This window comes from Enterobacter cloacae complex sp. P13B, from assembly GCF_014895915.1.
Lineage (GTDB): Bacteria > Pseudomonadota > Gammaproteobacteria > Enterobacterales > Enterobacteriaceae > Enterobacter > Enterobacter bugandensis.
Window position 1 is genome coordinate 1 of the sequence record NZ_JADBQN010000009.1, and the last position, 26091, is coordinate 26091.

The 26091-nt window shown below is 54.8% G+C and carries 22 protein-coding genes; 14 read left to right on the top strand and 8 right to left on the bottom strand.

What is annotated here, in order from left to right:
* Positions 1-242: 242 nt before the first annotated feature.
* Positions 243-749, bottom strand: a complete 507-nt coding sequence (locus IM273_RS05130; protein WP_126327227.1) for a phenolic acid decarboxylase — start codon at positions 747-749, stop codon at positions 243-245.
* A gap of 99 nt (positions 750-848) precedes the next feature.
* Here IM273_RS05130 and IM273_RS05135 point away from each other — a divergent pair, with 99 nt between their 5' ends.
* Together IM273_RS05135 and IM273_RS05140 are read left to right on the top strand one after the other, a co-directional pair.
* A complete protein-coding gene (locus tag IM273_RS05135) occupies positions 849-1730 on the top strand; it encodes a LysR family transcriptional regulator (protein ID WP_193050676.1) in 882 nt (293 codons plus the stop codon).
* Between the two features lie 32 nt (positions 1731-1762).
* Positions 1763-2557 carry an SDR family NAD(P)-dependent oxidoreductase gene (locus IM273_RS05140; protein WP_041911873.1) on the top strand — a complete coding sequence of 265 codons (795 nt, stop codon included), beginning with the start codon at positions 1763-1765 and terminating at the stop codon, positions 2555-2557.
* A gap of 5 nt (positions 2558-2562) precedes the next feature.
* On the opposite strand, the gene IM273_RS05145 is transcribed toward IM273_RS05140, so the two are convergent.
* Positions 2563-3090 (bottom strand): NlpC/P60 family protein, encoded by a 528-nt coding sequence (locus tag IM273_RS05145; protein WP_028014725.1) that lies wholly within the window; start codon positions 3088-3090, stop codon positions 2563-2565.
* Between the two features lie 240 nt (positions 3091-3330).
* Between IM273_RS05145 and IM273_RS05150 the strand changes: the two genes are divergently transcribed.
* Positions 3331-3993 carry an HAD family hydrolase gene (locus tag IM273_RS05150; RefSeq protein WP_028014726.1) on the top strand — a complete coding sequence of 221 codons (663 nt, stop codon included), beginning with the start codon at positions 3331-3333 and terminating at the stop codon, positions 3991-3993.
* Positions 3994-4053: 60 nt separating this feature from the next.
* Here the strand turns inward: IM273_RS05150 and IM273_RS05155 are convergent, their stop codons facing one another.
* Positions 4054-5079, bottom strand: coding sequence for a TerC/Alx family metal homeostasis membrane protein (locus IM273_RS05155; protein WP_045259396.1), 1026 nt, complete (start codon positions 5077-5079; stop codon positions 4054-4056).
* Between the two features lie 576 nt (positions 5080-5655).
* On the opposite strand from IM273_RS05155, the gene IM273_RS05160 reads away from it, so the two are divergent.
* The 5 genes from IM273_RS05160 (at position 5656) to IM273_RS05180 (ending at position 12480) form a co-directional block, all read left to right on the top strand.
* Positions 5656-6210, top strand: a complete 555-nt coding sequence (locus IM273_RS05160) for a fimbrial protein (protein ID WP_028014728.1) — start codon at positions 5656-5658, stop codon at positions 6208-6210.
* Between the two features lie 55 nt (positions 6211-6265).
* A complete protein-coding gene (locus IM273_RS05165) occupies positions 6266-6949 on the top strand; it encodes a molecular chaperone (RefSeq protein WP_088205118.1) in 684 nt (227 codons plus the stop codon).
* Between the two features lie 37 nt (positions 6950-6986).
* Positions 6987-9494 (top strand): fimbria/pilus outer membrane usher protein, encoded by a 2508-nt coding sequence (locus tag IM273_RS05170; RefSeq protein WP_193050677.1) that lies wholly within the window; start codon positions 6987-6989, stop codon positions 9492-9494.
* Positions 9495-9505: 11 nt separating this feature from the next.
* Positions 9506-10549, top strand: coding sequence for a fimbrial protein (locus IM273_RS05175; RefSeq protein WP_193050678.1), 1044 nt, complete (start codon positions 9506-9508; stop codon positions 10547-10549).
* A 107-nt stretch (positions 10550-10656) separates the two neighbouring features.
* The gene (locus tag IM273_RS05180) at positions 10657-12480 is read left to right on the top strand and encodes an integrin alpha (RefSeq protein WP_193050679.1); all 1824 of its coding nucleotides are present in this window, start codon (positions 10657-10659) and stop codon (positions 12478-12480) included.
* Positions 12481-12533: 53 nt separating this feature from the next.
* Here IM273_RS05180 and IM273_RS05185 read toward each other — a convergent pair whose 3' ends face one another.
* Positions 12534-13730 (bottom strand): NAD(P)/FAD-dependent oxidoreductase, encoded by a 1197-nt coding sequence (locus IM273_RS05185; RefSeq protein WP_193050681.1) that lies wholly within the window; start codon positions 13728-13730, stop codon positions 12534-12536.
* 228 nt (positions 13731-13958) lie between these two features.
* Between IM273_RS05185 and pitA the strand changes: the two genes are divergently transcribed.
* Positions 13959-15458: an inorganic phosphate transporter PitA gene (gene pitA / locus IM273_RS05190; protein ID WP_193050683.1), complete on the top strand. Its 1500-nt coding sequence runs from the start codon at positions 13959-13961 to the stop codon at positions 15456-15458.
* 53 nt (positions 15459-15511) lie between these two features.
* Here pitA and uspB read toward each other — a convergent pair whose 3' ends face one another.
* Positions 15512-15847 carry a universal stress protein UspB gene (uspB, locus tag IM273_RS05195; RefSeq protein ID WP_003861224.1) on the bottom strand — a complete coding sequence of 112 codons (336 nt, stop codon included), beginning with the start codon at positions 15845-15847 and terminating at the stop codon, positions 15512-15514.
* 283 nt (positions 15848-16130) lie between these two features.
* Between uspB and uspA the strand changes: the two genes are divergently transcribed.
* Positions 16131-16568: a universal stress protein UspA gene (uspA, locus tag IM273_RS05200; protein WP_003861223.1), complete on the top strand. Its 438-nt coding sequence runs from the start codon at positions 16131-16133 to the stop codon at positions 16566-16568.
* A 60-nt stretch (positions 16569-16628) separates the two neighbouring features.
* On the opposite strand, the gene rsmJ is transcribed toward uspA, so the two are convergent.
* Positions 16629-17381: a 16S rRNA (guanine(1516)-N(2))-methyltransferase RsmJ gene (gene rsmJ / locus IM273_RS05205; RefSeq protein WP_032644932.1), complete on the bottom strand. Its 753-nt coding sequence runs from the start codon at positions 17379-17381 to the stop codon at positions 16629-16631.
* Positions 17382-17388: 7 nt separating this feature from the next.
* A complete protein-coding gene (gene prlC, locus IM273_RS05210) occupies positions 17389-19431 on the bottom strand; it encodes an oligopeptidase A (protein ID WP_048957400.1) in 2043 nt (680 codons plus the stop codon).
* 179 nt (positions 19432-19610) lie between these two features.
* Here prlC and IM273_RS05215 point away from each other — a divergent pair, with 179 nt between their 5' ends.
* The 3 genes from IM273_RS05215 (at position 19611) to IM273_RS05225 (ending at position 23710) form a co-directional block, all read left to right on the top strand.
* Positions 19611-20453, top strand: coding sequence for a 23S rRNA (adenine(2030)-N(6))-methyltransferase RlmJ (locus tag IM273_RS05215; protein WP_193050684.1), 843 nt, complete (start codon positions 19611-19613; stop codon positions 20451-20453).
* A 71-nt stretch (positions 20454-20524) separates the two neighbouring features.
* Positions 20525-21877: a glutathione-disulfide reductase gene (gene gorA, locus IM273_RS05220; RefSeq protein ID WP_041911861.1), complete on the top strand. Its 1353-nt coding sequence runs from the start codon at positions 20525-20527 to the stop codon at positions 21875-21877.
* A gap of 183 nt (positions 21878-22060) precedes the next feature.
* Entirely contained in the window at positions 22061-23710 is a 1650-nt protein-coding gene (locus IM273_RS05225) for an alpha,alpha-trehalase (protein ID WP_028014741.1), read from the top strand.
* Between the two features lie 48 nt (positions 23711-23758).
* On the opposite strand, the gene IM273_RS05230 is transcribed toward IM273_RS05225, so the two are convergent.
* Positions 23759-25351 carry an STY4199 family HEPN domain-containing protein gene (locus IM273_RS05230; protein ID WP_193050685.1) on the bottom strand — a complete coding sequence of 531 codons (1593 nt, stop codon included), beginning with the start codon at positions 25349-25351 and terminating at the stop codon, positions 23759-23761.
* 147 nt (positions 25352-25498) lie between these two features.
* On the opposite strand from IM273_RS05230, the gene IM273_RS05235 reads away from it, so the two are divergent.
* The gene (locus IM273_RS05235) at positions 25499-26038 is read left to right on the top strand and encodes a GNAT family N-acetyltransferase (RefSeq protein WP_028014743.1); all 540 of its coding nucleotides are present in this window, start codon (positions 25499-25501) and stop codon (positions 26036-26038) included.
* The last annotated feature ends 53 nt before the right edge of the window (positions 26039-26091 follow it).

The following is a 26091-nucleotide window of genomic DNA, read 5'->3' on the forward strand; positions in this document are numbered from 1 at the left end:
CATATCAAGGTAGAGTTCATTTCTTAGTGAAAAATTAAGATGCGTAATTTAGTTGTAACAAAATCAATATTAATTCATTTATAAACAATAGCTTATGTAATTATGAATTATTTATTTCGTGATCAAACTCAATTTTTACAAAATGTTATTTTAAACCGAACATCAACAAACAAAAAAAATCCCGGTTATTTCTGTAAAAGCAGAAATAACCGGGAACTTTTCTTTTTAGTTAATTGTCGCGCTTATTTTAAGTTATCGGGAAAGTTTTTCGGTAACTCGCTGGCTGCACAGGCAATCACGCTTTCGTTGTTCGCACCGCAGTCGCGTACAAAGGTGATGGTGGCAAATTCGTCAATCACTTCTGTTGGATATGCCGGCCCCGCATCGCGATAGCTGTTCATCAGCGGAATATGGTCGTTCTGGAAGCAGACGGTTTTTTCCGGGTTGTTCATGACCCAACGCGGGAAGAAGATGGTGCCGTGGAACAGTTTGTCGCCCAGGTTCACAATCAGGCTAACGTCCGTACCGGTTGGCTCGGTCCAGGAGATTTTATAGATGCTCTCCCCTACCCGCACGATGTAAGCCTGCTGATCTTTAACCCAACGGTTCGCCACCAGACCGCTGTGAATACGGTAGTCGAGAGTAGTCTCGTTTTTGACGTAAATTTCGTAATTCCAGCCGTTGTCATAGGTATAAACCAGATGTTTGCCAACGAAGCCGCTTAAGTCGTGTTTGTCGAATGTGCTCATAAGATGTCTCCTTCGTTTTGATGAGACGATCTTAAGCCTTCAAAAAATGAATGAATAACGCTATGTTTTAATCAAATTCATCCAAATTTTAGATAAATTATGCACAAGACAACGCTGGAACAGTGGGCCTTACTGGAAAAAGTGGTGGATGCGGGCAGCTTTGCCAAAGCTGCGGAAGAAACCCACCGCAGTCAGTCCTCGGTGAGCTATAACCTGTCGCTGCTGCAGGAGCGGCTGGGCGTGGCGTTGCTGGCGCCGGAGGGGCGCAGGGCGGTGTTGACCCCGGCCGGTGAACTGCTTCTCGGCCAGGTGAAACCGCTGCTGAAAGCGTTTTCGTATGTCGAGACGCGCGCGGCGACCCTTCGTAACGGGATGCGCACGCGGCTGGACCTGGTGGTGGACTCGATTTTCCCACGCCGCCGCCTGTTCGCCATTCTGCGTCAGTTCCAGCAGCAGTATCCGCAAACTCAGGTCCGCCTCACGGAGGTGCTGGAAAATACCCGCGCCGATGCCATAAACAACGAGGCCGATGTGATGGTTTTAACCCGCCGCCAGGACATTACCGGGCTCGGCGAATGGCTGATGAATATTGACTTTGTCGCCGTGGCGCATCACCGGCATCCCCTCTTTAGCCTCGACGCGCCGCTGAATGATGAGATGCTGCGCCCGTGGCCGCTAATCCAGATTGCGGACAGCCAGAACGCCGCGCGGGCTGCCGGCGAGTCGTGGACGTTCTCGACCATCGACGCAGCCATAGAGGCGGTCGTCTCGCAGGTCGGCTACGGCTGGCTGCCAGAGGAACGCATTCAGCCCCAGCTGGAGCAAGGCGTACTAAAAATCCTCCCGCTGAGCCACGGCGTTCGTCGGGCCACGCCGCTGCATCTGATCGTGAAGCGCACCCTCGCCCCGCTGGATGAGCAGGTTGAAACCCTGCTGCGCCTTTTTAGCCAGGAGCCGTCATCATCACCTGCTACGCTTTAAGGTCCGAACGTTAAAACGATAAGGAGCTGATGATGAAAATCGACTTTGCAGGGAAAGTGGCCCTGGTCACCGCCTCAACCGGCGGGATCGGGTTTGCCATTGCCAGAGGCCTGGCAGAAAGCGGCGCGGAAGTGATCGTTAATGGCCGCAGCACCGACTCGGTGAACAAAGGTATTCAGCAGCTGCAGCAGGTTGTGCCTGGCGTGCAGGTGCGTGCAGCCATTGCCGATCTCAGCACCGCGGAAGGGGTTGAATCGCTGCTGAAGGTCGCGAGCGACGTCGATATTCTGGTGAACAACGCCGGGATTTACGGCCCGCAGGATTTCTATGGCACCGACGATGAAACCTGGGAGCGCTACTGGCAGACCAACGTGATGTCCGGCGTGCGCCTCTCCCGCGCCCTGCTGCCGGGTATGGTGAAAAAAGGCTGGGGCCGCGTGGTGTTTATCTCCTCCGAGTCAGCCTGCAATATCCCGGCAGACATGATCCACTACGGGGTGACTAAAACGGCACAGCTTTCGCTGGCGCGCGGGCTGGCGAAGTTCGTGGCGGGAAGCGGCGTGACGGTGAACAGCGTGCTGCCGGGCCCGACGATGTCGGACGGTTTCGCTGAAATGATGAAAGATGAGATCGAGAAAACCGGTAAATCGCTGGAGCAGCTGGCGAAAGAATTTGTCATGACCAACCGCCCCAGCTCGGTTATCCAGCGCGCCGCCACCGTTGAAGAGGTGGCTAATATGGTGATTTATGTCTGTTCGCCGCAGGCCTCCGCCACCTCAGGCGCGGCATTGCGCGTCGATGGTGGCGTGGTGGATGACATTATTTAATGTCGTCAGGCGGCGCTGCCCGCGACACGACGGGCGGTAATGTAACGATCCTGCCAGTAGTCATCAGTCAGGGTTGAGACCGTTACGCCCTGGCTGCTGGAGGCATGAATAAACTGGCTGTTACCGATATACACGCCAACGTGCCTGCGGTTCGGGCCCGTCTGGAAGAAGACCAAATCTCCCGCCTTCAGACGGTATTGCGCTACCTGTACACCGCGATGGATCTGCTCACTCGTCGTGCGCGGCAGATAAAGATGCGCCGCATCGCTGAACAGATGCTGCATAAGCGCGGAGCAATCCACTCCGCGGTGCGTGGTGCCGCCCCACTGATAGTGAGTCCCTTTCCATTTCTGGTATTGATCCAGTATCCGGGAGCGGAGTGGGCCTGTCTCCTGGTGAAGCAGGGCCGACTTCACCGGCGATTCCGCAAATGTGCTATCGGCGGAGATCATCGATGCGGGCAACTGAAAACTCAGTGCGGAAAACGAAGCAAAACTTAACGTGAGGATTGAAATAAGCGATCTGAATGTCATATCTAAACAGGAGCTAAGAGTGAATTTATCCTTACCTGTGGGGGCCAACGTTCCCCCGAAATATCTTTCGATGTGGCGATAATATAGACTGCTCACTTTTTCACCAATCATTATTGAGGCCAAAATTGGACTCACTTTCAGATCGCAAGATTGAGAAAAAAAAGGGTGGTGATGTAAGGACTGTTCAGATAAAGCAGGTAAACTGATCGACAGAATGTGTAATTCAGCTAAGACGTATTTATGACCAATATGATTGCCGACGAGACGGTGGCGAAATCCAGCGTGCTCTCTGTCTTTGACTTTGACGGGACGCTCACGCACCACGACAGCTTTATCCCTTTCCTGCGTTTTGCCTTTGGGAAACGCTACTTTGCGGGTCGTCTGGTGCGCATGGCGCTGCCCACGCTCCACTGCGTGCGCCGCAAGCTGACGCGTGATGAGCTGAAGGAAGTGCTGATTAAAACGTTCCTGACAGGCGTGGACGAACACTGGCTACGCCAGCAGGCGGAAGCCTTTTGCGAAAAATACTGGAACAAGCTGATGCGCCCCGAAGGGGTTCTGGCGGTGGCGGCTGAGGTGAATTCCGGCGCGGAAGTGACGATCTGCTCTGCGTCGCCGGCGCTGGTGCTCCAGCCGTGGGCGGACAGGCTCGGCATTAAGCTGATTGGCACGCAGCTGGAAGTGAAGGACGGCAAGCTGACGGGACGCATTACGGGCAATAACTGCCGCTGCGCCCAGAAAGTGGCGAGGCTGGAGAAGGTGTATGGCGATCTGAACGACTATCATCTGCGAGCCTGGGGCGACACCCGCGGCGACCACGAACTGCTGGCCGCGGCGCAGGATCCACACTGGCGGCACTTCCATCACCCGCGCAAGCGCCGGAATTCACCGATTAAGGGTTAGGTGCGGTCTGTTGCCCTCACCCCAGCCCTCTCCCTGTGGGAGAGGGAGAAAATCGGTGCATCAGGCCTCACGTTTCCCCGGGAACAACACGCTCGCAATAATCCCCAGCGCCAGCACACCTAACACCACAAACAGGCTGGCCGTCGCGCCAATGCTGTAACCGTGGTGCCAGAAGTGATCGGTCGCATTCAGACCCAGCTTGAACGCCACGAAGAACAGCAGCAGCACCACCGCTTTCTCCAGGTGCACCAGATACTGCTTAAGCGCTTCCAGCACAAAGTAGAGGGTACGCAAGCCGAGAATGGCGAACATCATGGCGCTGTAGATAATCAGCGGCTCGCGGCTTACCGCAATAATCGCCGGTACGGAGTCAAACGCGAACATCACGTCAGAGAGTTCCACCACCGCCACGCAGAGCAGCAGCGGCGTTGCGTAGCGCTTCGCCTTCTTCACGCGGCCAACCGTTACGTCCTGGTTTTCCGGCTTTTCAAGCTCCGCATCGACCTCTTTCTGCGTCAGGATAAACGCGTTGCTGCTGATTTTGGGCCAGACGGGATAGAAGCGTTTCACCAGGCGATAGGCAAGGTGGCCCGAGTAATCTTCCACTTCGTCACTTTCTTCATTGCGCTTGAGCATCATCACCGCCGTCCAGCCGACGACCAGCGCAAAAATAACTTCCACGTAAGGCCCCAGGCTCAGCAGGCTGGTGCCGATCGCCACGAAAATACCGCGGAAGACAATCGCCCCCAGCACGCCCCAGTAGAGCACACGGTGACGGTACTTATCCGGCACGCCGAACCAGGCAAAGATCGCCATCATCACGAACAGGTTATCGATGGAGAGCACCTCTTCCAGCGCGTAACCGGTGAGGAACAGGCTCGCCATCTCGGCGCCGTGGTGGATGTACAGAAAACCGGCGAAGGCCATCGCCATCGAGAACCAGAAAACGGACCACATGGCCGCACTTTTCAGCGAAACAGGTTTATCGTGACGGTGCATGAAGAGGTCGATAAACATCGCCCCAACGGCCATCACCACAAAGACAACAACGGTTTCAGTCGGAAAACCGAGATGAGCAGAAGCCATGAATCTATCCTTAACCTTCATCTGCGCGCTGGCAGAGGCAACGTTTGCAACAAAAAAAAGAAAACGCCCGTATCACCGGGCAAGAGAATAATAATAACACTTCTTGACGCCAGCCCGGCAATGTAAATGTGATGTTAAAAGTGCCAGGATTTCTCTTACGTCTTCCGGGAAGGCAACGTGTTCTTCCGGAGATTATTCTTTCATTATTATGAAAGTTTTATTATCTGAGCTGAACCTGACATACGGCAAGTAGTAAATAAGCCGTAAAATTCTCACACTGAATTGCTGATAAAACCCTGATAAAAACAATCTAACTCATTGATTTTAAAACAACCAAAGACAAATCATAATGTTCTCACTTTATTTTTTTTAAACGCTTGTTAACCTGACCCAGAAAAATATTCAGACTTCTTGTGATGGAAGTTTTTCACATGGACTGGTAAGCGATGATGAATATCCACCTTAATGTTTCATATTAGCGGAATATCCACATCCCGTGACCACAACAACGCTTTCGAGTGACTAACCCGAAATAATACTGTTCTACCTTTTACACACTGAGGAATATTTTAAAAAATGAATAAATCCGTTATTACCATGGGATTTTTATTGGCTGCAATTGCCAGTCCTTCCAGCCATGCAGCGCCAGGTAAAGGCGCAGGGACCATTGAATTCACGGGTATGATTACCGCGAGCACCTGTGATGTCGATATTAACGGCCAGGGGGGGAACCCAACGATCGATATGGGTACCATCTCGTCTTCAGCATTTAAAGAAAAAGGTGACGTTGCGGGTATTCACCGTATCCAGATAGAACTGTCTAACTGCGATACCGCCGTACTTAAATCAGCCGGAGCACGATTTGGCGGTGCCTATGATGCTAATGATAATAATCTGCTCGCGCTTAAAACCGGTGGCGACGCCGCAACGGGTTTGGGTATTGAATTCCTGAATGAAGATGGAACATCGTTAAAACTGGGCGACAACCCGAATAAATTTGTTCCTATTACCGGTGATGGCACCACGGGGGCAGCCACCCTGCTGTATTCAGCCCGTTATAAATCATCCCTGGATGCTGTGACCGCCGGTAAGGCAGATGCGGTTGCGGATTACACCATTATCTATAAATAAATCATTCAACTCAGTTCCGGGCAATGAATAACAGCCCGGAACGCAAGGACGTTTTATGTTAAGGAAACGCTATCTGACGCTGCTGGCTCTGCTCTTTGGCTCTTGTATGTCACACGCCAGTGTGACCTTATCCAATACGCGAGTGGTGTATCATGCGGACAAGAAAGAGAGCAATATTACAGTCAGAAATAATACTGCCAGCCCGTTCCTGGTACAGAGCTGGGTACAGGGCAAAGTTTCACAGGGCACCAAAGCCCCGTTTATTGTGACGCCACCGCTTTTTCGCATGGATGCAGGTAAGTCCAACGCGCTCCGTATTATCTATAACGGCGCGCCTTTACCGCAGGATCGCGAGTCGCTTTTCTGGATCAACGTAAAATCGATCCCCTCCTCTTCCAGAGAGGACATTAATAAACTGCAGATAGCGGTAAATACCCGGATCAAATTATTCTATCGTCCGTCAAATTTAATGGATGAACCCACGGATATTAGTAAGAATGTGCAATGGTCTGTTAAAAATAACGAACTCATTGTACGCAACAACTCGTCTTATTACATTTCCTTTGCGGAGGTGAAGATCAATAACAAAGCATGGTCAGAGATTGACATGCTCGCGCCTAAAAGCAGCACAACATTCACGCTCAGGAACACGCTTTTGAAAAACAATGCCACCGTGCAATGGAAATATATCAATGATTATGGCGGCAACAGCCAGTTAATCACACAAAAAATAGAATAACGATTTTAAAACAATAACCTCACAGGGGTATTTTTTCATGACTATATTTTGGGGCATTCGTCCAGCGCTTTGCTTTGCCTGGATATTACCCAGCGCATTATACGCCAGTGATTACTTCGACCCGGCCTTTCTGGAAACGGGTGGCGCGCCGCGTACCGCCGTCGATCTTTCTCTCTTTGAGAACAAAGAGAGCCAGACACCCGGCGTTTATCGTGTTGACCTGTTTCTTAACAATAAAATGTACGACACGCGCGATATCACGTTTCGACTCGAAGAGAACGCGCAGCATAAAAATATCCTCGCACCGTGCCTCAGCGAGGAGACGCTCCAGTCGTTTGGTGTTAAAACGGCGGCATTCCCGTTGCTCCGGGACGATACCCAGGGCTGCGCGAATCTGTCGGCGATCCCTCTCGCAAGCAGCGAATTTGACTTCAGCGAGCAGGCGTTAAGGCTCAGCATTCCCCAGGCGGCCCTGGACAGCCACGCTCACGGCTACATCGATCCTGCGCGTCGGGAACAGGGTATTCCGGGCCTGATGCTCAGCTACAACTACAGCGGCGCCACGTGGACCTCGCACAACGGGACGGGAACCGATAGCCAGTACCTCAGCCTGCGTCCGGGACTGAACGTTGGACCCTGGCGTTTACGCAATTTCTCGACCTGGAGTAACAGCCAGGGACAAGCTGGGCGCTGGGAATCGGTTTATACCTATCTGCAGCGTGATATCAGCGCCCTGAATAGCCAGCTGATTGTCGGGGATAACAGTTCTACCGCAGAAGTCTTTGATAGCACCCCGTTTCGCGGCGTTCAGCTTTACTCGGATGAACAGATGCTTCCGGGCAGCCTGCGAGGCTATGCGCCGGTGATCCGCGGTATTGCTCGTACTAATGCCCAGATCACTATTTTTCAGAACGGCTACAGCATTTATCAAAGCTATGTCCCGCCCGGTGAATTTGTCATCAACGATCTTTACCTCGGCAGCAGCGGCGAGCTGAAAGTTGTGGTGAAAGAGGCGGATGGCAGCGAACAAGTCTCTTTAGTGCCTTACGCGTCGTTAGCGGTTATGCAGCGGGAAGGGCAATACAAATATGAAGTCATTAGCGGCAGCTATCGTTCCAGCAGCAGCGATGCTGAGAATGCCCTGTTTTCACAAGGGAGCCTGATTTACGGTCTGCCGTGGGAAACCTCGATATACGGAGGCATGCAGGCCGCCAGTCAATATCAGTCCCTGCTTTTTGGCATGGGTAAAAACATGGGCGATTTTGGCGCACTGTCATTTGATATTACCCAGGCCTGGGCCACCACTAAACAGGCAGAGAAAAACCGGGGACAGTCGCTACGCCTGCGCTATAACAAAAATTTGCTGTCTACCGGCACTAACGTTGCGATTGCGGGCTATCGCTACTCGACGTCCGATTTCTACACGCTCGGTGAAACCCTGAGCAGCTATCACTCGCAACCCTCGCGCCTGGATCGACGCCGTAGCCGTACAGAACTGACGCTAAACCAAAACCTGGGAGAAAACCTCGGCTATCTCTCCGCCATGCTGGTCAGCGAGGACTACCACACGAGCCAAAAACGCACGACCTCCGCCACGCTGGGCTATGGCAACAGCTGGAACGGGATCAGCTATAGCCTGAATTACAACCACTATCTGAACGTGACAAAAGAGGATAACCAGCGTCTCTATAACCAGGACAATCTGTTCAGCCTGAGCGTGAGCGTCCCTCTGGACAAATGGCTCCGCTCCACACGTGCCGGTTACACCTTCTCTGCGGCGGAAAAACGCTCGCCGGGCCACAGTGTTTCCCTGAGCGGCAGCGCCCTTGAGGACAATAACCTGAACTGGAGCGTACAGCAGAATATCAACCCAGGAAGCCAGGCAAACAGTAGCGATGCCTCGCTTAGCTATAACGGACGTTATGCGCAGGTTGGCGCCGGGTATGGCTATAGCCGGGACGCGCAGCGGCTGAATTACAGCCTGCGCGGGGGCGTGCTGGTTCATCCTCATGGCGTCACGCTGGCGCAGTCGCTGGGTGAAACGGTCGCTTTGGTTGAAGCGCCGGATGCCGCAGGTGTCAGCGTCCGTAACCACACTGGCGTGCGCACCGACCCCTGGGGCTATGCGGTGGTGCCTTACCTGACACCTTATCAGGAGAGCAATATCCAGCTGCGTCCCGATACATTACCTGACGATGTCGAGCTGGAAAGTAACAGCCATAAAGTCGTTCCCACCCGGGGGGCTATCGTTCGGGCACGTTTCACCACGGCGGTGGGTAAACGCCTGATGATGACGCTGAAAGATGCGCAGGGCAAACCCGTTCCGTTCGGTGCCATTGTTTCTCAGAATACCACCACCAGCATTGTGGGTGATGAAGGCAGCGTATTCCTCACCGGGATGGCGGCAAAAGGAACGTTAGACGTGAGCTGGGGTAAGAAACCCGATCAGCGTTGCCAGGTTCACTATCAGCTTTCTGGCCAGGAACCCACGATTAGCGGAATTGTGCAGTTAACGCAGACCTGCAAATCATCCGTTAATAAATAAAGGAATTAAAAATGAAAAAATTAACATTACTCGCGTGCCTGGCAGCAGGGGGATTGATGGGCGCGCCAGCTTATGCTGATGTTGTAGGAAGCTGCTGGCCGACATCAACCGTATCTGGCCAGGCGCACAAGTTTGATATTATCGAAAACCTTACTGCCGACGACGTACCCGGCACAACCCAATCCACATGGAATAATAAAGGTAATTTTAATGGTATCTGCCTCTGTCAGGACTCCAGCGTGCCAGAAAGTATCTTATTTCGATTTACCAGTACGAAACTGGGCACAGTAGGCGGCAAACGTAACGCAGACTTTATCTATTATCCTCTGGATGCGGAAAAGGGTATTAATATCGGTATAAATGTCGTTCTTGGTGGCGAGGATGAATTGCGGTATATACCGGTTGATTTGAGTAATACCGCCGGTGTTGATAATGGACGTCCTGCGACAAATAACTGTGATGATAAAAACGACCATACTCTGTTCGCAACCGGCTCCAGCGGGACTGTCTCTCTGGAATTAACTAAACCGCTTCCTTCAGGCCGCATTGATATTCCTATGCAGGAATTAGTGACCATTTTTGCCAAAAAACAGACGGGGAGTTATGACACCTCCAGACCTTTTGTCACACTTAATTTCCAACTGTCAATTGATATTCCACCACAATGCATGATTAATGACGGGCAAACCATCAAGGTCCCGTTTGGCAGTATTACCGCGAATGAATTTAAGCCCGAGGCCACCGGTAAGCAAAAAAAAGTGGATATTCGTGTGACTTGCAAAAATCCTGAAGATGAAAGCAAGGTGAGTATTAAGTTCCGCGCGTCCGATTTTAATGGCTCTGGTTTTATCAAGACCCATAATGATGAAGGTGAGCGCAATGATTTAGGGATAAAACTTGAACACAACGGGAATAAAATTGATGGCAGCAGTTCGGCCGTACCAACGCAGGAGGGGAATGTCACTATTATAGCAACACCTGTCCAACAAGGAGAAAAGTCTCCACAACCGGGAAAATTTGAAGCCACATCCACGCTGGATTTCGAGTTTAAATAAAGAAAAAACTTAATACAGCGTAGAAACCTCTTATTTCCCGGCAACACATAGCGCTATACAAATGAGTTGCCGGGTATGAAAAATGGATTTGTATAAGGATATATACTATGAAACTCAAAACGAAAACGCGTGTAGCGCTTTGCGTTGCAGCTTTATCAGGTACTGGCATCACGGCATCACAGGTTATCGCCAGCGATATCGAGCCTTATTCTGTCCCTGTATCTATTAAGGGTGAAAAACAAAAAGACTATTTCGGTATGACGATGACCACGATCGGTAAGTTTTCCGATAAGGACAATGGTTCGCATATCGCGGGTGAAGATATTGTCATTACGGCCCCCTGGGGGGATGGCGCAAAAGGGATCGCGTACGTCATTTTCGGGACTTCCGGTGGGAAACCCATGCAGCAAGTCAATAACGTAGGTGAATTCGATCCGCAAAACGCGCTTAAAATTATCCACAGCAATAAAGCGAATAAGCCTGGCTCAGTGACGACAAAATGGATGGGCGTCGCGGTACGTAAAATAGGTGATATTAACGGCGATGGATATGATGATTTAGTCATCGCCTCCCACTGGCATGATCAGGTCTATATTATCTGGGGCGGACCGCATCACCGTACCGGCGCGCGTCTTTCTAATCAGATTGACCTCAATGATATCGACAACGGCGACGCTCGCCTGGGTATTCGCATCCGTACGGTGAATTCTTCAGGCAATGCGAATACCGGCGGCTGGTTTGGCGCCGCGGTAGGCCCAATTAAATATAAAAATTCTGCCGTGGCTAACAAGATGGTCGATCTTGCTATCGGCGATATCGAAGGCACGGGCGGACGCGGCGGCGCCGTCATTATCTACGGCGCTCAAAAGCCAGGCGATCAGTGGCAGAACATTGATATTAAGCGCAACAACCTGGGCGACTGGGAGATCCCTGCCGCGACCGGTGCCTATATTCGTCCGCAGATGACCGCCACCAACGGTCCGGATAAACCCCTTAACTACAACCTTGGGCAGCAGATCAGCGATGTCGGGGATATTAACGGCGACGGCTTCAGTGATTACCTGATCGTCGACCCGGAATCGGTCAATGAAGGCCGTAAATCAGAGAACAGCGGCACTGATGGACGCGGCACGGCCTATCTCGTCTACGGCAGCAGCTTCAACCAGGGGAATCTCGACATCGCCTCGCTAAACGCGACACAGGCAACCCGCATTCACGGTATGGGGGCGGCTTTCCTGGGTGGTCAGTCCGGCGGAGGTGAAGGAAGTAACGATCATAGCGCGTATACGCAGGATAAGCCCAATAACGGCACCATTACGCCATTAGGTAATTTCCTGAATGCTCACGCTAACGCTTTTGCGATTAGCGCCCCTGCCGACATGGGTATTGATAAAAAACGTTCCGGGCTGGTCTGGATTATTAAAGGTAAGGCCGGCGGCAGTAAGCTGCCATCGTCTCTGTTCCTCGATGCGGCGCACACCCGGCTGAACTACAACAAAACATTTAGCGTACACGATGGCTATGCTATTTACGCCGACAGGCCTGGCAGCAAGCTGGCAGGGTTCGGGAACAGCATTCTCGGTAATGTGGACTTGAATGGCGATGGTAAAAAGGATCTGGTGATTGGCGATCCGAATGCGGTAAACGGCAGCGGCACGCAGGTGGGCGCCGTGTACGTCATCAACGGCGGTAAAAGCCTGGATGACTACGCTGACGATGAAGAAGGCATGATCAATATTAATACGCTGGTGAGAGAAGGCGTTGCGAAAGTCTACTGGGGTAAAAATCAGTATGAAAAATTCGGCGCGTCCATTGCGGCCGGGAGCTTCAATGGCTTCACTCAGGACAGTCTCGCCATTGGTTCTTACCGTGATAACACCTGGACGGGTAAGGTCACCTTCCGCATTGCGGATTACGCTATACCGGATTAATGCTTACATCATCTGAATGGGCAACACCGCCGGGGAGGAGACTCCCCGGCAATTTATTGCGCATTTTGCAACGCCTGCGCGCACGCCCAGGCGCTCGACCACGCCCACTGGAAATTATATCCGCCGAGCCAGCCGGTCACGTCCATCACTTCGCCGATAAAGTAGAGCCCCGGTACGTTACGCGCTTCCATCGTGCGTGAAGAAAGCTCATTCGTATCAACGCCGCCCAGCGTCACTTCCGCCGTGCGATACCCCTCGGTACCGTTTGGCTGAACGCGCCAGTTCGTTAGCGTATCCACCAACGTCTCCTGCTCGCGGCTGTTAAGCTGCTTGAGCGACACATCCGGGATCTGCCCCAGCCCCTGCAAACACTCCACCAGACGCTTCGGCAGCTGCATCGCCAGGGTATTTTTCAGGCTCTGATTCGGGTGTGCGGTACGCTGTTCGTTGAGGAACGCGTCCAGATCGCTGTCCGGCAGCAGATTCACCGAGACAAATTCCCCCGGCTGCCAGTAGCTGGAGATTTGCAGGACCGCCGGGCCGGAGAGACCGCGGTGGGTAAAGAGCAGGTTTTCGCGGAACACCGTCCCGTCTTCGGCAGTAATAACGGAGGGAACAGAGACGCCGGACAGCGTCTGAAGCTGTTCCAGCAGCGGCTTATGCAGCGTGAACGGCACCAGCCCGGCGCGGGTTGGCAGCACCTTCAGGCCAAACTGCTCGGCAATCTTGTAGCCGAACGGTGACGCGCCCAGCCCCGGCATCGACAGACCGCCGCTGGCGATCACCAGATTATCGGCGCTGACGGTGTCACCATTCAACTGCAGCGTGTACCCCTGCTCGTCGCGGGCCACCTCCAGCACTTCAGTGCGCAGGCGCATGACCACGCCGCCCTTCTCGCACTCGTCCACCAGCATATCGACAATCTGCTGCGCGGAGTCGTCGCAGAAGAGTTGCCCGAGCGTCTTTTCATGCCACGCGATCCCGTGCTTACCCACCAGGTCGATAAAGTCCCACTGGGTGTAACGCGCCAGCGCAGATTTGCAAAAATGGCGGTTCTGGCTCAAATAGGCCGCGGGTTCGACATAAAGATTGGTGAAGTTGCAGCGCCCGCCGCCTGACATCAGGATCTTGCGGCCTGGCTTTTTTCCGTTGTCCAGCAACAGCACGCGACGACCCGCCTGTCCGGCCATCGCCGCACAAAACATACCCGCCGCACCGGCGCCAATTACCACGGCATCAAACCTTTCCACGTCAAAACCCTCTTCGTTAACTGCCGCGGATTGTAAAGTTTCCTCTGTGGTCACACCAGCGTAAAAAGATATTACAAAGCCATTCCATTGAAATTTAACGATTATCCTTTCAGGCACTTTTCCCAAATCAGGTGGTATGTCAAAAAAAGTCTATATTTCACTTTGCCCGTTGCGCATTTGTCCTGGATAATGCGCCGCGTTCATGTCCTCAAAATGGCGTAACGTCCTATGCTACATTTGTTTGCCGGCCTGGATTTACATACCGGGCTTTTACTATTGCTTGCTCTGTTTTTTGTACTGTTTTACGAAGCGATCAACGGCTTCCACGACACTGCAAACGCAGTAGCAACGGTTATCTACACTCGCGCAATGCGATCGCAGCTTGCGGTTGTTATGGCGGCGGTATTTAACTTTTTTGGTGTCCTCCTGGGCGGACTGAGCGTTGCGTATGCGATCGTGCATATGCTGCCAACGGATCTGCTGCTTAACGTGAGTTCCGGTCATGGCCTCGCCATGGTGTTCTCAATGCTGCTTGCTGCCATTATCTGGAACCTCGGTACCTGGTATTTTGGCCTGCCTGCATCCAGCTCTCACACCCTCATCGGCGCGATTATCGGTATCGGGTTAACCAACGCCCTGATGACCGGGACATCGGTTGTTGATGCGCTGAATCTGCCTAAAGTACTGGGCATTTTCGCTTCTCTCATCGTCTCCCCTATCGTGGGTCTGGTGGTTGCGGGTGGATTGATTTTCATCCTGCGTCGCTACTGGAGCAACACGAAGAAACGTGCGCGTATCCACCTGACGCCAGCAGAGCGTGAGAAGAAAGACGGCAAGAAAAAGCCGCCATTCTGGACGCGTATCGCCCTGATCATTTCTGCTATCGGCGTGGCCTTCTCTCACGGCGCGAACGACGGGCAGAAAGGCATTGGTCTGGTGATGCTGGTTCTGATCGGTGTCGCACCGGCGGGCTTCGTGGTGAATATGAACGCCTCGGGTTACGAAATCACCCGTACCCGTGATGCGGTCAACAACGTTGAAACCTATTTCCAGCAGCACCCTGAGCTGCTGAAAAAAGCGACCGGCGTTGACCAGTTGATCCCTTCTCCGGAAGCCGGTGCCACCACCTCGCCTGGCGAATTCCACTGCCATCCGGCTAACGCGATTAACGCGCTGGAACGTGCCAAAGGTATGCTGGGCAACATCGAAAGCTACGATAAACTGGCCGTTGAACAGCGTGGTCAGTTGCGTCGTATCATGCTCTGTATCTCCGACGTGACCGATAAAGTCGCGAAGCTGCCAGAGGTGAATGGTGACGACAAGCGTCTGCTGAAGAAACTGAAAAGTGATATGCTCAATACCATTGAGTACGCGCCAATCTGGATCATCATGGCCGTCGCGCTGGCGCTGGGTATCGGTACGATGATTGGCTGGCGCCGTGTGGCGACCACCATCGGCGAGAAGATCGGTAAGAAAGGCATGACCTATGCGCAGGGTATGTCCGCGCAGATGACGGCGGCAGTGTCTATCGGTCTGGCGAGCTACACCGGTATGCCGGTATCCACCACCCACGTACTCTCCTCGTCCGTGGCAGGTACCATGATTGTTGACGGCGGCGGTCTGCAGCGCAAAACCGTGACCAACATACTGATGGCCTGGGTGTTTACGCTTCCGGCTTCTATCCTGCTGTCAGGCGGGTTGTACTGGATTTCGCTGAAGCTGATTTAATTGGCTGAAGGCGACAAAAAGCGGGTCAGGAAACTGACCCGCTTTTTTTATGCTCAGTGCCAAATCATCAACGCAATCATACTGACCACGACCAGCCCACACAGGGCGCTGGTCAAAATGAACTGACGACGCAGACGCTCGCAGCGACGGATAAACTCTTCATCGTGATGATCGCGGTAGCGCTGGTAGTAGATATACCCCACCAGACGCATCTGCTTGCTGGGCTGTCCATGCGAGGTGAAGAACCCTCCACCGTCCACATACTGATACAGCAACGGATCGCAACCACGAAGTACCACTAACAGCGCACGTAACGATGAGAAGTAGCGCGCCATATTCACTATGCAAACTACGCATAACGCCCAAAACAATGCGACGGTGCTAATCATACATCCTCCCCGGCGTCCGCCCACGAAGCAAGGCTCCTGAGCTACCGCACCCCAATGCCCTGACAGACAGTTCAGTGAAAGAATGACTAAAAGTCGATCCGGTTCGCGTTTTAATATCCGAACGGCTCATTAAATAGTGTAGGAGATCCGTTAATTTTTTTGCCACAAGGTTAATCGTTATCAACACCAAAGCTTGAAAAATATGTTTAACTGGGCCGTAATGAAAGCATCAGACGACGGCTTTCCCATTTAGTCATCGATAACTTAAGGAAGGAGTAACACTATGGCTTACAAACACATTCTTATCGCGGTAGATCTCTCCCCGGAGAGCAAAGTGCTGGTTGATAAAGCGGTATCTATGGCACGTCCCTACAACGCGAAAGTCTCCCTGATTCACGTTGATGTGAATTACTCCGACCTCTACACCGGTCTGATCGACGTCAATCTGGGCGATATGCAGAAACGCATCTCTGAAGAAACGCATCACGCGCTGAGCGAGCTCTCCACCAACGCGGGCTATCCGATCACCGAAACCCTGAGCGGCAGCGGCGACCTGGGTCAGGTGCTGGTTGATGCGATTAAGAAATACGATATGGATCTGGTGGTATGCGGTCACCATCAGGACTTCTGGAGCAAGCTGATGTCTTCAGCACGCCAGCTGATTAACACCGTTCACGTGGACATGCTGATTGTTCCGCTGCGCGACGAAGAAGACGAGTAAGTGCAAAAAAAGCGGCACTGAAAGTAGGCCGGGTAAGGCGAAGCCGCCACCCGGCTTTTTTTATTCTGGCGTACCCGAATAAATATCAAACCGATGTCCTTTCGTGGTCACCGCGTTAGTAGTCGCAACGTCCGCCAGCGGCGGCGCGTAGTCCGGGCGCTTCACCACCACCCGCTTCGTCGCGAGCTGACGAGCCGGCTCCAGCAGGCCATCTGCGTCTAAATCCGGCCCCACCAGCGACTGAAATACCCGCATCTCTTTCTTCACCAGCGCGCTTTTCTGCTTATGCGGGAACATCGGGTCGAGGTAGACCACCTGCGGACGCGGGGTGATGTCCGTCAGCGCCGTCAGGCTTGACGCGTGGATAAGCTGCAAACGCTCCTGCAGCCACGGGCCGATTTCCGGGTCCGCATAGCCTCGCGTCAGCCCGTCGTCGAGCAGCGCGGCGACAACCGGATTACGCTCCAGCATCCGCACCCGGCAGCCCACCGACGCCAGCACAAACGCATCGCGTCCCAGCCCCGCCGTGGCGTCCACCACGTCCGGGAGATAGCTCCCCTTGATGCCGACCGCTTTGGCCACCGCTTCGCCGCGACCGCCGCCGAACTTACGCCGGTGCGCCATCGCGCCACCGACAAAATCGACAAAAATCCCGCCGAGCTTCGGCTCGTCGCGCTTGCGAAGCTCCAGATGTTCCGGCGTCATCACCAGCGCCATCAGGTTCTCTTCATCGTGCTCCAGTCCCCAGCGGGCCGCCAGAACAGATAAGGCGCCGTCTCCGGCGCCCGTTTCATCCACTAAGCAGATCTTCACGTAACAATCAGCCTTTGATCCCGTAATGCTCAAGCATCGCATCCAGCTGCGGCTCGCGGCCACGGAAGCGTTTGAACAGCACCATTGGCTCTTCAGAACCGCCGCGGGTCAGGATGTTGTCAAGGAACGACTGGCCGGTTTCGCGGTTGAAGATCCCCTCTTCCTCGAAGCGAGAGAAGGCATCCGCCGCCAGCACGTCGGCCCACAGGTAGCTGTAATAGCCCGCCGCGTAGCCGCCCGCGAAAATGTGGCTGAACGCGTGCGGGAATCGGCCCCAGGTTGGCCCTGGAATAACGGCAACCTGCTTTTTAATCTCGGCCAGCGTTTCGAGGATTTTCGCCCCCTGCTCCGGGCTGAACTCGGCGTGCAGACGGAAATCGAACAGGCCGAACTCCAGTTGACGCAGAATGAACATCGCCGCCTGGTAGTTTTTCGCCGCCAGCATTTTATCCAGCAGCTCTTTGGGCAGCGGTTCGCCGGTCTCATAGTGGCCGGAGATAAACGCCAGCGCGTCCGGCTCCCAGCACCAGTTTTCCATAAACTGGCTTGGCAGCTCGACCGCATCCCATGGCACCCCGCTGATACCGGCGACGCCGGCGGTTTCGATGCGGGTCAGCATGTGGTGCAGGCCGTGACCGAACTCGTGGAACAGGGTGATCACTTCGTCGTGGGTGAACAGCGCAGGTTTGCCGCTTACCGGACGGTTGAAGTTACAGGTCAGATAGGCGACCGGCTTCTGCAGAGAACCGTCTGCTTTACGCATCTGGCCCACGCAGTCGTCCATCCACGCCCCGCCGCGCTTGTTCTCACGCGCGTAGAGATCGAGGTAGAAGCTGCCGCGCAGTTCGTTTTTCTCGTCATACAGTTCAAAGAAGCGCACGTCCGGATGCCAGACGTCAATATCAGTACGCTCTTTAGCGGTAATGCCGTAAATGCGTTTCACCACTTCAAACAGGCCGTTGACGGCTTTGTTTTCCGGGAAGTACGGGCGCAGCTGCTCGTCGCTGATGCTGTAGAGGTGCTGCTTCTGTTTTTCGCTGTAGTAAGCAATATCCCACGGCTGCAGCTCGTCCACGCCAAACTCCGCTTTCGCGAAGGCGCGCAGCTGGGCCAGCTCTTTCTCACCCTGAGGACGAGCACGTTTGGCCAGATCGGTCAGGAAATCGAGCACCTGCTGCGGGTTCTCGGCCATTTTGGTGGCGAGGGATTTATCCGCGTAGCTGTCGAAGCCCAGCAGCTGAGCCAGCTCGTGACGCAGGGCGAGGATTTCCGCCATGACCGGGCTGTTGTCCCACTTACCGGCATTCGGCCCCTGATCGGAGGCGCGGGTGCTGTAGGCGCGGTACATCTCTTCACGCAGGGCCTGGTTGTCGCAGTAGGTCATCACCGGCAGATAGCTCGGGATATCCAGCGTTAACAGGAAGCCTTCCTGCTCTTTCGCTTCGGCCTGGGCTTTCGCCGCCGCCAGTGCGCTTTCCGGCATACCCGCCAGCTCTGCTTCGTCGGTAATCAGCTTCGTCCAGCCCATGGTGGCGTCAAGGACGTTGTTGCTGTACTGGTTACCCAGTTCGGACAGGCGCGCAGCGATTTCACCGTAGCGAACCTGCTTCTCTTTTGGCAGACCGATACCGGACAGTTCGAAATCACGCAGGGCGTTATCAACCGATTTTTTCTGCGCCGTGTTCAGTGCGGCATAATGGTCACCGTCGCGCAGGTCGCGGTAGGCTTTGTAGAGCCCTTCGTGCTGGCCGACCCAGGTGCTGTACTCAGAGAGCAGCGGCAGGGTTTGTTCGTAGGCTTCACGCAGTTCCGGGCTGTTTTTCACCGAGTTCAGGTGGCTTACCGGAGAGAAGATACGCCCCAGCACGTCGTCCACTTCGGCCAGCGGCTGACACAGATTCTCCCAGGTGTACGGCGCGCCCTGCGCAACCACGCTTTCTACCGCCGCGCGGCAGTTGTCCAGCGACTGGGTAACGGCTGGAACCACATGCTCAGGGAGGATTTTAGAAAACGGTGGCAACGAAAAAGGCGTCAGTAATGGATTGGTCATAAACGCTGTCCTGTTGAAATAGGTGAATGAAGCGCGCATCCGGCGCTGTGCATATTGTTTTCAGTAATGGGGTTAAGTGTAGAGGATTTCAATAGCTGCGCTTACCGGGCCTGCGGGTAATCTGTGCCGTTCTGCTGTAAACTGTGGCAAATCGTCAATTCAGCGGAATACCATTACCCATGCTCAGTTATCGCCACAGCTTCCACGCTGGCAACCATGCCGACGTCCTCAAACACACCGTTCAGAGCCTGATCATTGAATCGCTTAAAGAGAAAGAGAAGCCGTTTCTCTATCTGGACACCCATGCGGGCGCGGGCCGTTATCAGCTGAGCGGCGAGCATGCCGAGCGTACCGGCGAATATCTTGAGGGCATCGCCCGCATCTGGCAGCAGGACGACCTGCCCGCCGAGCTGGAGCCTTACATTGGCGTGGTGAATCACTTCAACCGCAACGGCCAGCTGCGCTACTACCCTGGCTCACCGCTGATTGCCCGCCAGCTGCTGCGCGAGCAGGACAGCATCCAGCTGACCGAGCTGCACCCGAGCGACTTCCCGCTGCTGCGTTCTGAATTCCAGAAAGACAGCCGCGCCCGCGTGGAAAAAGCCGACGGCTACCAGCAGCTGAAAGCCAAGCTGCCGCCGGTCTCCCGTCGCGGCCTGGTGCTGATCGACCCACCGTACGAAATCAAAACCGACTATCAGGCGGTGGTGACCGGTATCCACGAAGGCTACAAACGTTTTGCGACCGGAACCTATGCCCTGTGGTACCCGGTGGTGCTGCGCGCGCAGATCAAGCGCTTGATCAAAGACCTTGAGGCGACCGGCATTCGTAAAATCCTGCAGATTGAGCTGGCGGTACGCCCGGACAGCGACCAGCGCGGCATGACCGCTTCCGGCATGATCGTCATTAACCCGCCGTGGAAGCTGGAAGCGCAGATGAACAACGTGCTGCCGTGGCTGCACAAAACGCTGGTGCCAGCCGGAACGGGCCACGCCACCGTCAGCTGGATCGTGCCGGAGTAATTGCAGCCATCGGTGGAAACTATTGATTTCAGGTATACAATCGCGGCAATTCACGATTAAGGACAAAAGCTATGACTAAGCATTATGACTACATCGCAATCGGCGGCGGCAGCGGCGGCATCGCCTCCATCAACCGCGCGGCCATGTACGGCCAGAAATGTGCGCTGATTGAAGCCAAAGCGCTGGGCGGCACCTGCGTGAACGTGGGTTGTGTACCGAAAAAGGTGATGTGGCACGCGGCGCAAATTCGTGAAGCGATCCATATGTACGGTCCGGACTACGGCTTTGACACCACCATCAACAATTTCGACTGGGACAAGCTGATCGCCAGCCGTACCGCCTACATCGACCGCATTCACACCTCGTACGACAACGTGCTGGGCAAAAATAACGTCGACGTGATTCACGGCTTCGCCCGCTTTGTGGACGCGAAAACGATCGAAGTGAACGGCGAGACGATCACCGCCGATCATATCCTGATCGCCACCGGCGGCCGCCCGAGCCACCCGAATATTCCGGGCGCGGAATACGGCATCGACTCTGACGGCTTCTTCGAGCTGCCTGCCTTGCCTGAGCGCGTTGCCGTGGTGGGCGCGGGCTATATCGCGGTAGAGCTGGCTGGCGTGATTAACGGCCTGGGTGCAGAAGCGCACCTGTTCGTGCGTAAACACGCACCGCTGCGCAGCTTTGACCCGCTGATCGTCGATACGCTGGTTGAAGTGATGAACACCGAAGGCCCAACCCTGCACACCAACGCCGTGCCTAAAGCGGTCGTTAAAAACGCGGACGGCAGCCTGACCCTTGAGCTGGAAGATGGCCGCAGCCAGACCGTTGATTGCCTGATCTGGGCGATTGGCCGTGAACCGGCGAACGACAGCTTTAACCTGGCGGTGACCGGCGTGAAAACCGACGAAAAAGGCTACATCGTCGTCGATAAGTTCCAGAATACCAGCGTACCGGGCATTTACGCCGTCGGTGATAACACCGGTGCGGTTGAGCTGACGCCGGTGGCCGTTGCGGCAGGCCGTCGTCTCTCCGAGCGTCTGTTCAACAACAAGCCGGACGAGCATCTGGACTACAGCAACATCCCGACCGTGGTCTTTAGTCACCCGCCAATCGGCACCGTCGGCTTAACCGAGCCGCAGGCCCGTGAGCAGTACGGCGACGACCAGGTGAAAGTGTATAAATCCGCATTCACCGCGATGTATACCGCCGTCACCTCTCACCGTCAGCCGTGCCGCATGAAGCTGGTCTGCGTGGGCCCGGAAGAGAAGATTGTCGGTATCCACGGCATCGGCTTCGGCATGGATGAGATCCTGCAGGGCTTTGCGGTGGCGCTGAAGATGGGTGCGACCAAGAAAGACTTCGACAACACCGTGGCGATCCACCCGACGGCGGCGGAAGAGTTTGTCACCATGCGATAATGCAGAAGCCCCTCTCCCGAGGGGCTTTTTTTATTCACATACATAAATCGTTGCAAAACGAATGCTCCGAAAAGAGTGATCTACCGCACATATCCCTCCACATCTACCGAAGCGAATGTCTACGCTTATAGGACGCCCGGAGAAACCTGTCTTCAGAACACATAACCGGAGGTCCCTATCACCATGTTCAACCAGAAACTACAGGCTACCGAGAACATCGAATTCGAGATTGCAGAAGAGCTGCGCTACGAGACCGATCCCTGCGAGTTAAAACTGGATGAGATGATTGAGGCGGAGCCGGAACCCGAAATGATCGAGGGGCTACCCGCCTCCGATGCCCTGACGCCCGCCGATCGCTACCTTGAACTGTTCGAGCACGTCCAGTCGACGCGGCTGTTTGCGGACAGCAAAACCTTCCCCGACTGCGCGCCGAAGATGGATCCGCTGGATATCCTGATCCGCTACCGCAAGGTCAGACGGCACCGGGATTTCGACCTGCGTCAGTTCGTGGAGAACCACTTCTGGCTGCCTGAAACCTACAGCACCGAATATGTCTCCGACCCCGGACTGTCGCTGAAAGAGCACATTGATAGCCTGTGGCCCGTCCTGACGCGCGAACCGCAGGACCATATTCCCTGGTCGTCCCTGCTGGCGCTGCCGCAGGCCTATATCGTGCCCGGCGGGCGATTCAGCGAGACCTACTACTGGGATTCGTACTTCTCCATGCTGGGGCTGGCGGAAAGTGGCCGTAACGATCTGCTGAAGTGCATGGCGGATAACTTCGCGTGGCTGATCGAACGCTACGGCCATATCCCTAACGGCAACCGCACCTATTATCTCAGCCGCTCGCAGCCGCCGGTCTTTGCCCTGATGGTGGAGCTGTTTGAAGAGGACGGCGTGCGCGGCGCGAAGCGTTACCTCGACCACCTCAAAATGGAGCATGCCTTCTGGATGGACGGCGCGGAGTCGCTCCTGCTTAATCAGGCCTACCGCAGCGCGGTGCGCATGCCGGACGGTTCATTGCTGAACCGCTACTGGGACGACCGTGACACCCCGCGCGACGAATCGTGGATTGAGGACGTGGAAACCGCCCGCCACTCGGGCCGTCCGCCGAATGAGGTCTATCGCGATCTGCGTGCGGGTGCAGCGTCTGGCTGGGATTACTCCTCCCGCTGGCTGCGCGATCCGGCGCGACTCGCCAGCATTCGCACGACGCAGTTTATCCCCATTGATTTGAACGCCTTCCTGTTTAAGCTGGAGAGTGCGATTGCCAATATCTCGGCGTCGAAAGGGGATAAAGAGACGGCCGAGCTGTTCCGCCAGAAGGCCACCGATCGCCGCGCGGCGGTGAACCGCTATCTGTGGGACGAGGAGAGTGGCTGTTACCGCGATTACGACTGGCGACGCGAGCAGATGGCGCTGTTTTCTGCCGCCAGCATTGTGCCGCTGTATGTTGGAATGGCGACGCACGAGCAGGCAGAACGTTTATCTGACGCGGTTAAAGCGCGTCTGCTGACGCCGGGTGGGATTCTGGCAACCGAGTACGAAACCGGCGAGCAGTGGGATAAACCCAACGGCTGGGCGCCGTTGCAGTGGATGGCGATTCAGGGGTTCAAGCAGTACGGCAACGACTCGCTGGGGGATGAAATCGCCTGGAGCTGGCTGCATACGGTGAACCACTTCTACAAGACGCACCACAAGCTGATTGAGAAGTACCACATCGCCAGCAGTACGCCGCGCGAAGGGGGCGGCGGTGAGTATCCGCTACAGGATGGCTTCGGCTGGACGAACGGCGTGGTGCGACGGTTGATTGGGTTGTATGGGGAGCCTTGAGAGGGGTGCGATCTGGCCCCTCTCCCCTCTGGGGAGAGGGGGACAACTTTAGCGAATCACCTCATAAATGGCGGTCTGAATAGACTGCCATTTTTTCGTGGTGGCATCCGGCTGTGACTGCGCGCGTCGCGTTGCCATCTCAAGATCGTGCTTCTGGCGCTTCACCACGGCCGGCACGGTGCAGAACGCTTTCAGATACTCTTTACGTATTGACGTCAGGGACTCGCCGTTTGACATGGCGTGGCTGAGCGTATTGATGAAACGACGACACGGCTTCTCTTCTGCCATGTTCTGCCGATAGCGCAGCATAAGCTCCAGAACGTCGTCATAGCCTGCCGACATCGCCTCTTCGGTCCATGACAGCTTCCAGTCCATCCCACCCTGCAAAAAGAGCAGCGCCACGCGGGTATCGTTGCGGTTAATCGCCGAACGGAAATTACTCTCGTCCCAGGTCACTCCCATGCGCGTCAGCGTCTCGCGCGAGGAAGGGGTTTCGCGCATCTCCTGCGGCGGAGCCGCCGCTTGCGCCGTATTTTCGGCCGCAGGCTGCGGTTTGCTGCTGGTCACCAGCCAGAAGCCGCCTACCACGATGGCAATCACCATCACGCCGACCGCTCCCCATAGCGCACCGGAGATAAGCTGCTCACGCTGTTCGGGCGTGCGCGGGGCGCGCTGGGTCGGCTTTTCAATCGTGTCGCGGACTTCAAATAGATCCCCACCGGTAACCCGATCCATTTTTTGCGCCCTTTCCCAGAACGCGTTCAGCTCGCTGGCATCCACCGCCATGAATCCGGCCGGGTTGACGCGCGTTCTCCCCTCCTCAAACGCGCGTTGAACCGGACGGGAGATCTGCATGTAGTAGTTATCCAGCAGCTGAATTTGCGCCGAACTTAACGTTTTCTGCACCGTAATGCTGTTGCGAATTTGTCGAATGTCGTCAAGGAAGGTTTGCAGCGTTTTGCGTGGCTCCACCAGGAGCGTCAGCATGGACGGGTCGTTAAACAGCGAGGCGTAATAGCGGCTGAACTCTTTTTTATCCACCAGCATTTGCGCCAGTTCACTGAACATCATGCCGCTCAGGACATCGTTGATTTCGCCATGCTTCAGCCAGCGCCGTACGCGGTCAGCGTTAAATAAGGTTTTAAGATGATTATTGAGCCGCACCTGATCGGGCCAGGCCTGCTGAATGAGGCCTTTAATCATTAACTCAATTGCGCGTACCTGCTTGTGCGCCTGCTGTTGCTGGAGTTCGCTTCCCGGGGCCAGCTCGGTGCTGTAGGTCAGAAGCGGCTGCTGCAGACGAAGATGTTCCAGCGTAGTCACAAACCGCATCGCCGCAATAAGCTGGTTTTCACTGACATCCTGCCCGCTTTCGTACTGCGGGACGCGCTGCTGCAGCAGGCGCAGCTGCAGCGTAAATTCCGACATCTCGGCATCATTCAGGTTAAGCTTCTTCGCAACCGTAGCCCATCCCCCGAGGCCTAAACGCGCGCTGTCCAGCTGTTCCAGAAACCAGCGTGGATCTTTCCCCTCAGAAACATGTACATTCAGAAGAAGCAAGATTTCCACCGACGCCTGGCGAATGACCGCCAGACAGTGTTCAAACTGTTCGCGGATATGATGTGATGTGCTGAGAGTCATTGTTTTCCTTAAGCGACAGCGAAGACATCCGGAATGGGCACTAACGGCCGTTTTTCTTTTTATTTATACGCGCTTAACCATACCTGACTTTCTGTTGAAATAAAGTGACAACCCTAAAATCATTTAAAATGCTTCAGGAGAATCTTAATGCCAGTTTTAATGACCTCACGCCTGAACTGCTCGCCCCTGCAGGAGCAAGACTGGCCCTTTTTTCTGGCGTTGCAGCAACACCCCGAAGTCATGCGCTTTGTGGCGGAGAACCGCCCCGTCGCAGCGATCCGGGAGGCGTTTGATTCGCGCCTGACGCCCTGGACGCCAGGCAGCGCGCACTGGCTGTGCCTCGTCGTACGTGATGCCCTCTCACAGGCCCCGCTGGGCGTTACCGGGTATATTCATCGGGAAGAAGATTGCGCCGAAGTGGGCTTTCTTTTTGCCCCCGAGGCGCAGGGCAAAGGTTACGGCTTCGAATCCCTGCAGGCGCTTTGCGATTACGCCTTTCATCAGGGCGGTATTCGTCGGCTCACCGCCACCGTCACCGCGGGAAACGTCGCCTCCAGGCGCCTGCTGGAAAAAGCCCGCTTCCAGCTGGAAGGCGAGCTACGTGAAAGCTATTACCTTTCCGGTCGCTGGCAAAATGACTGGTTATTTGGGTTATTACGGCAGGAATACCTGAACAATAATTCCTGAACAACAGCCATTTGGCGGATATTGCTCGTACCGCGATTCCTCTACAGTATCGC

Bases quoted from the DNA above. Each gene is read 5' to 3' on its own strand.
- IM273_RS05130 (WP_126327227.1), bottom strand. From the start codon at position 749: ATGAGCACATTCGACAAACACGACTTAAGCGGCTTCGTTGGCAAACAT.
- IM273_RS05135 (WP_193050676.1), top strand. From the start codon at position 849: ATGCACAAGACAACGCTGGAACAGTGGGCCTTACTGGAAAAAGTGGTG.
- IM273_RS05140 (WP_041911873.1), top strand. From the start codon at position 1,763: ATGAAAATCGACTTTGCAGGGAAAGTGGCCCTGGTCACCGCCTCAACC.
- IM273_RS05145 (WP_028014725.1), bottom strand. From the start codon at position 3,090: ATGACATTCAGATCGCTTATTTCAATCCTCACGTTAAGTTTTGCTTCG.
- IM273_RS05150 (WP_028014726.1), top strand. From the start codon at position 3,331: ATGACCAATATGATTGCCGACGAGACGGTGGCGAAATCCAGCGTGCTC.
- IM273_RS05155 (WP_045259396.1), bottom strand. From the start codon at position 5,079: ATGGCTTCTGCTCATCTCGGTTTTCCGACTGAAACCGTTGTTGTCTTT.
- IM273_RS05160 (WP_028014728.1), top strand. From the start codon at position 5,656: ATGAATAAATCCGTTATTACCATGGGATTTTTATTGGCTGCAATTGCC.
- IM273_RS05165 (WP_088205118.1), top strand. From the start codon at position 6,266: ATGTTAAGGAAACGCTATCTGACGCTGCTGGCTCTGCTCTTTGGCTCT.
- IM273_RS05170 (WP_193050677.1), top strand. From the start codon at position 6,987: ATGACTATATTTTGGGGCATTCGTCCAGCGCTTTGCTTTGCCTGGATA.
- IM273_RS05175 (WP_193050678.1), top strand. From the start codon at position 9,506: ATGAAAAAATTAACATTACTCGCGTGCCTGGCAGCAGGGGGATTGATG.
- IM273_RS05180 (WP_193050679.1), top strand. From the start codon at position 10,657: ATGAAACTCAAAACGAAAACGCGTGTAGCGCTTTGCGTTGCAGCTTTA.
- pitA (WP_193050683.1), top strand. From the start codon at position 13,959: ATGCTACATTTGTTTGCCGGCCTGGATTTACATACCGGGCTTTTACTA.
- uspB (WP_003861224.1), bottom strand. From the start codon at position 15,847: ATGATTAGCACCGTCGCATTGTTTTGGGCGTTATGCGTAGTTTGCATA.
- uspA (WP_003861223.1), top strand. From the start codon at position 16,131: ATGGCTTACAAACACATTCTTATCGCGGTAGATCTCTCCCCGGAGAGC.
- prlC (WP_048957400.1), bottom strand. From the start codon at position 19,431: ATGACCAATCCATTACTGACGCCTTTTTCGTTGCCACCGTTTTCTAAA.
- IM273_RS05215 (WP_193050684.1), top strand. From the start codon at position 19,611: ATGCTCAGTTATCGCCACAGCTTCCACGCTGGCAACCATGCCGACGTC.
- gorA (WP_041911861.1), top strand. From the start codon at position 20,525: ATGACTAAGCATTATGACTACATCGCAATCGGCGGCGGCAGCGGCGGC.
- IM273_RS05225 (WP_028014741.1), top strand. From the start codon at position 22,061: ATGTTCAACCAGAAACTACAGGCTACCGAGAACATCGAATTCGAGATT.
- IM273_RS05230 (WP_193050685.1), bottom strand. From the start codon at position 25,351: ATGACTCTCAGCACATCACATCATATCCGCGAACAGTTTGAACACTGT.
- IM273_RS05235 (WP_028014743.1), top strand. From the start codon at position 25,499: ATGCCAGTTTTAATGACCTCACGCCTGAACTGCTCGCCCCTGCAGGAG.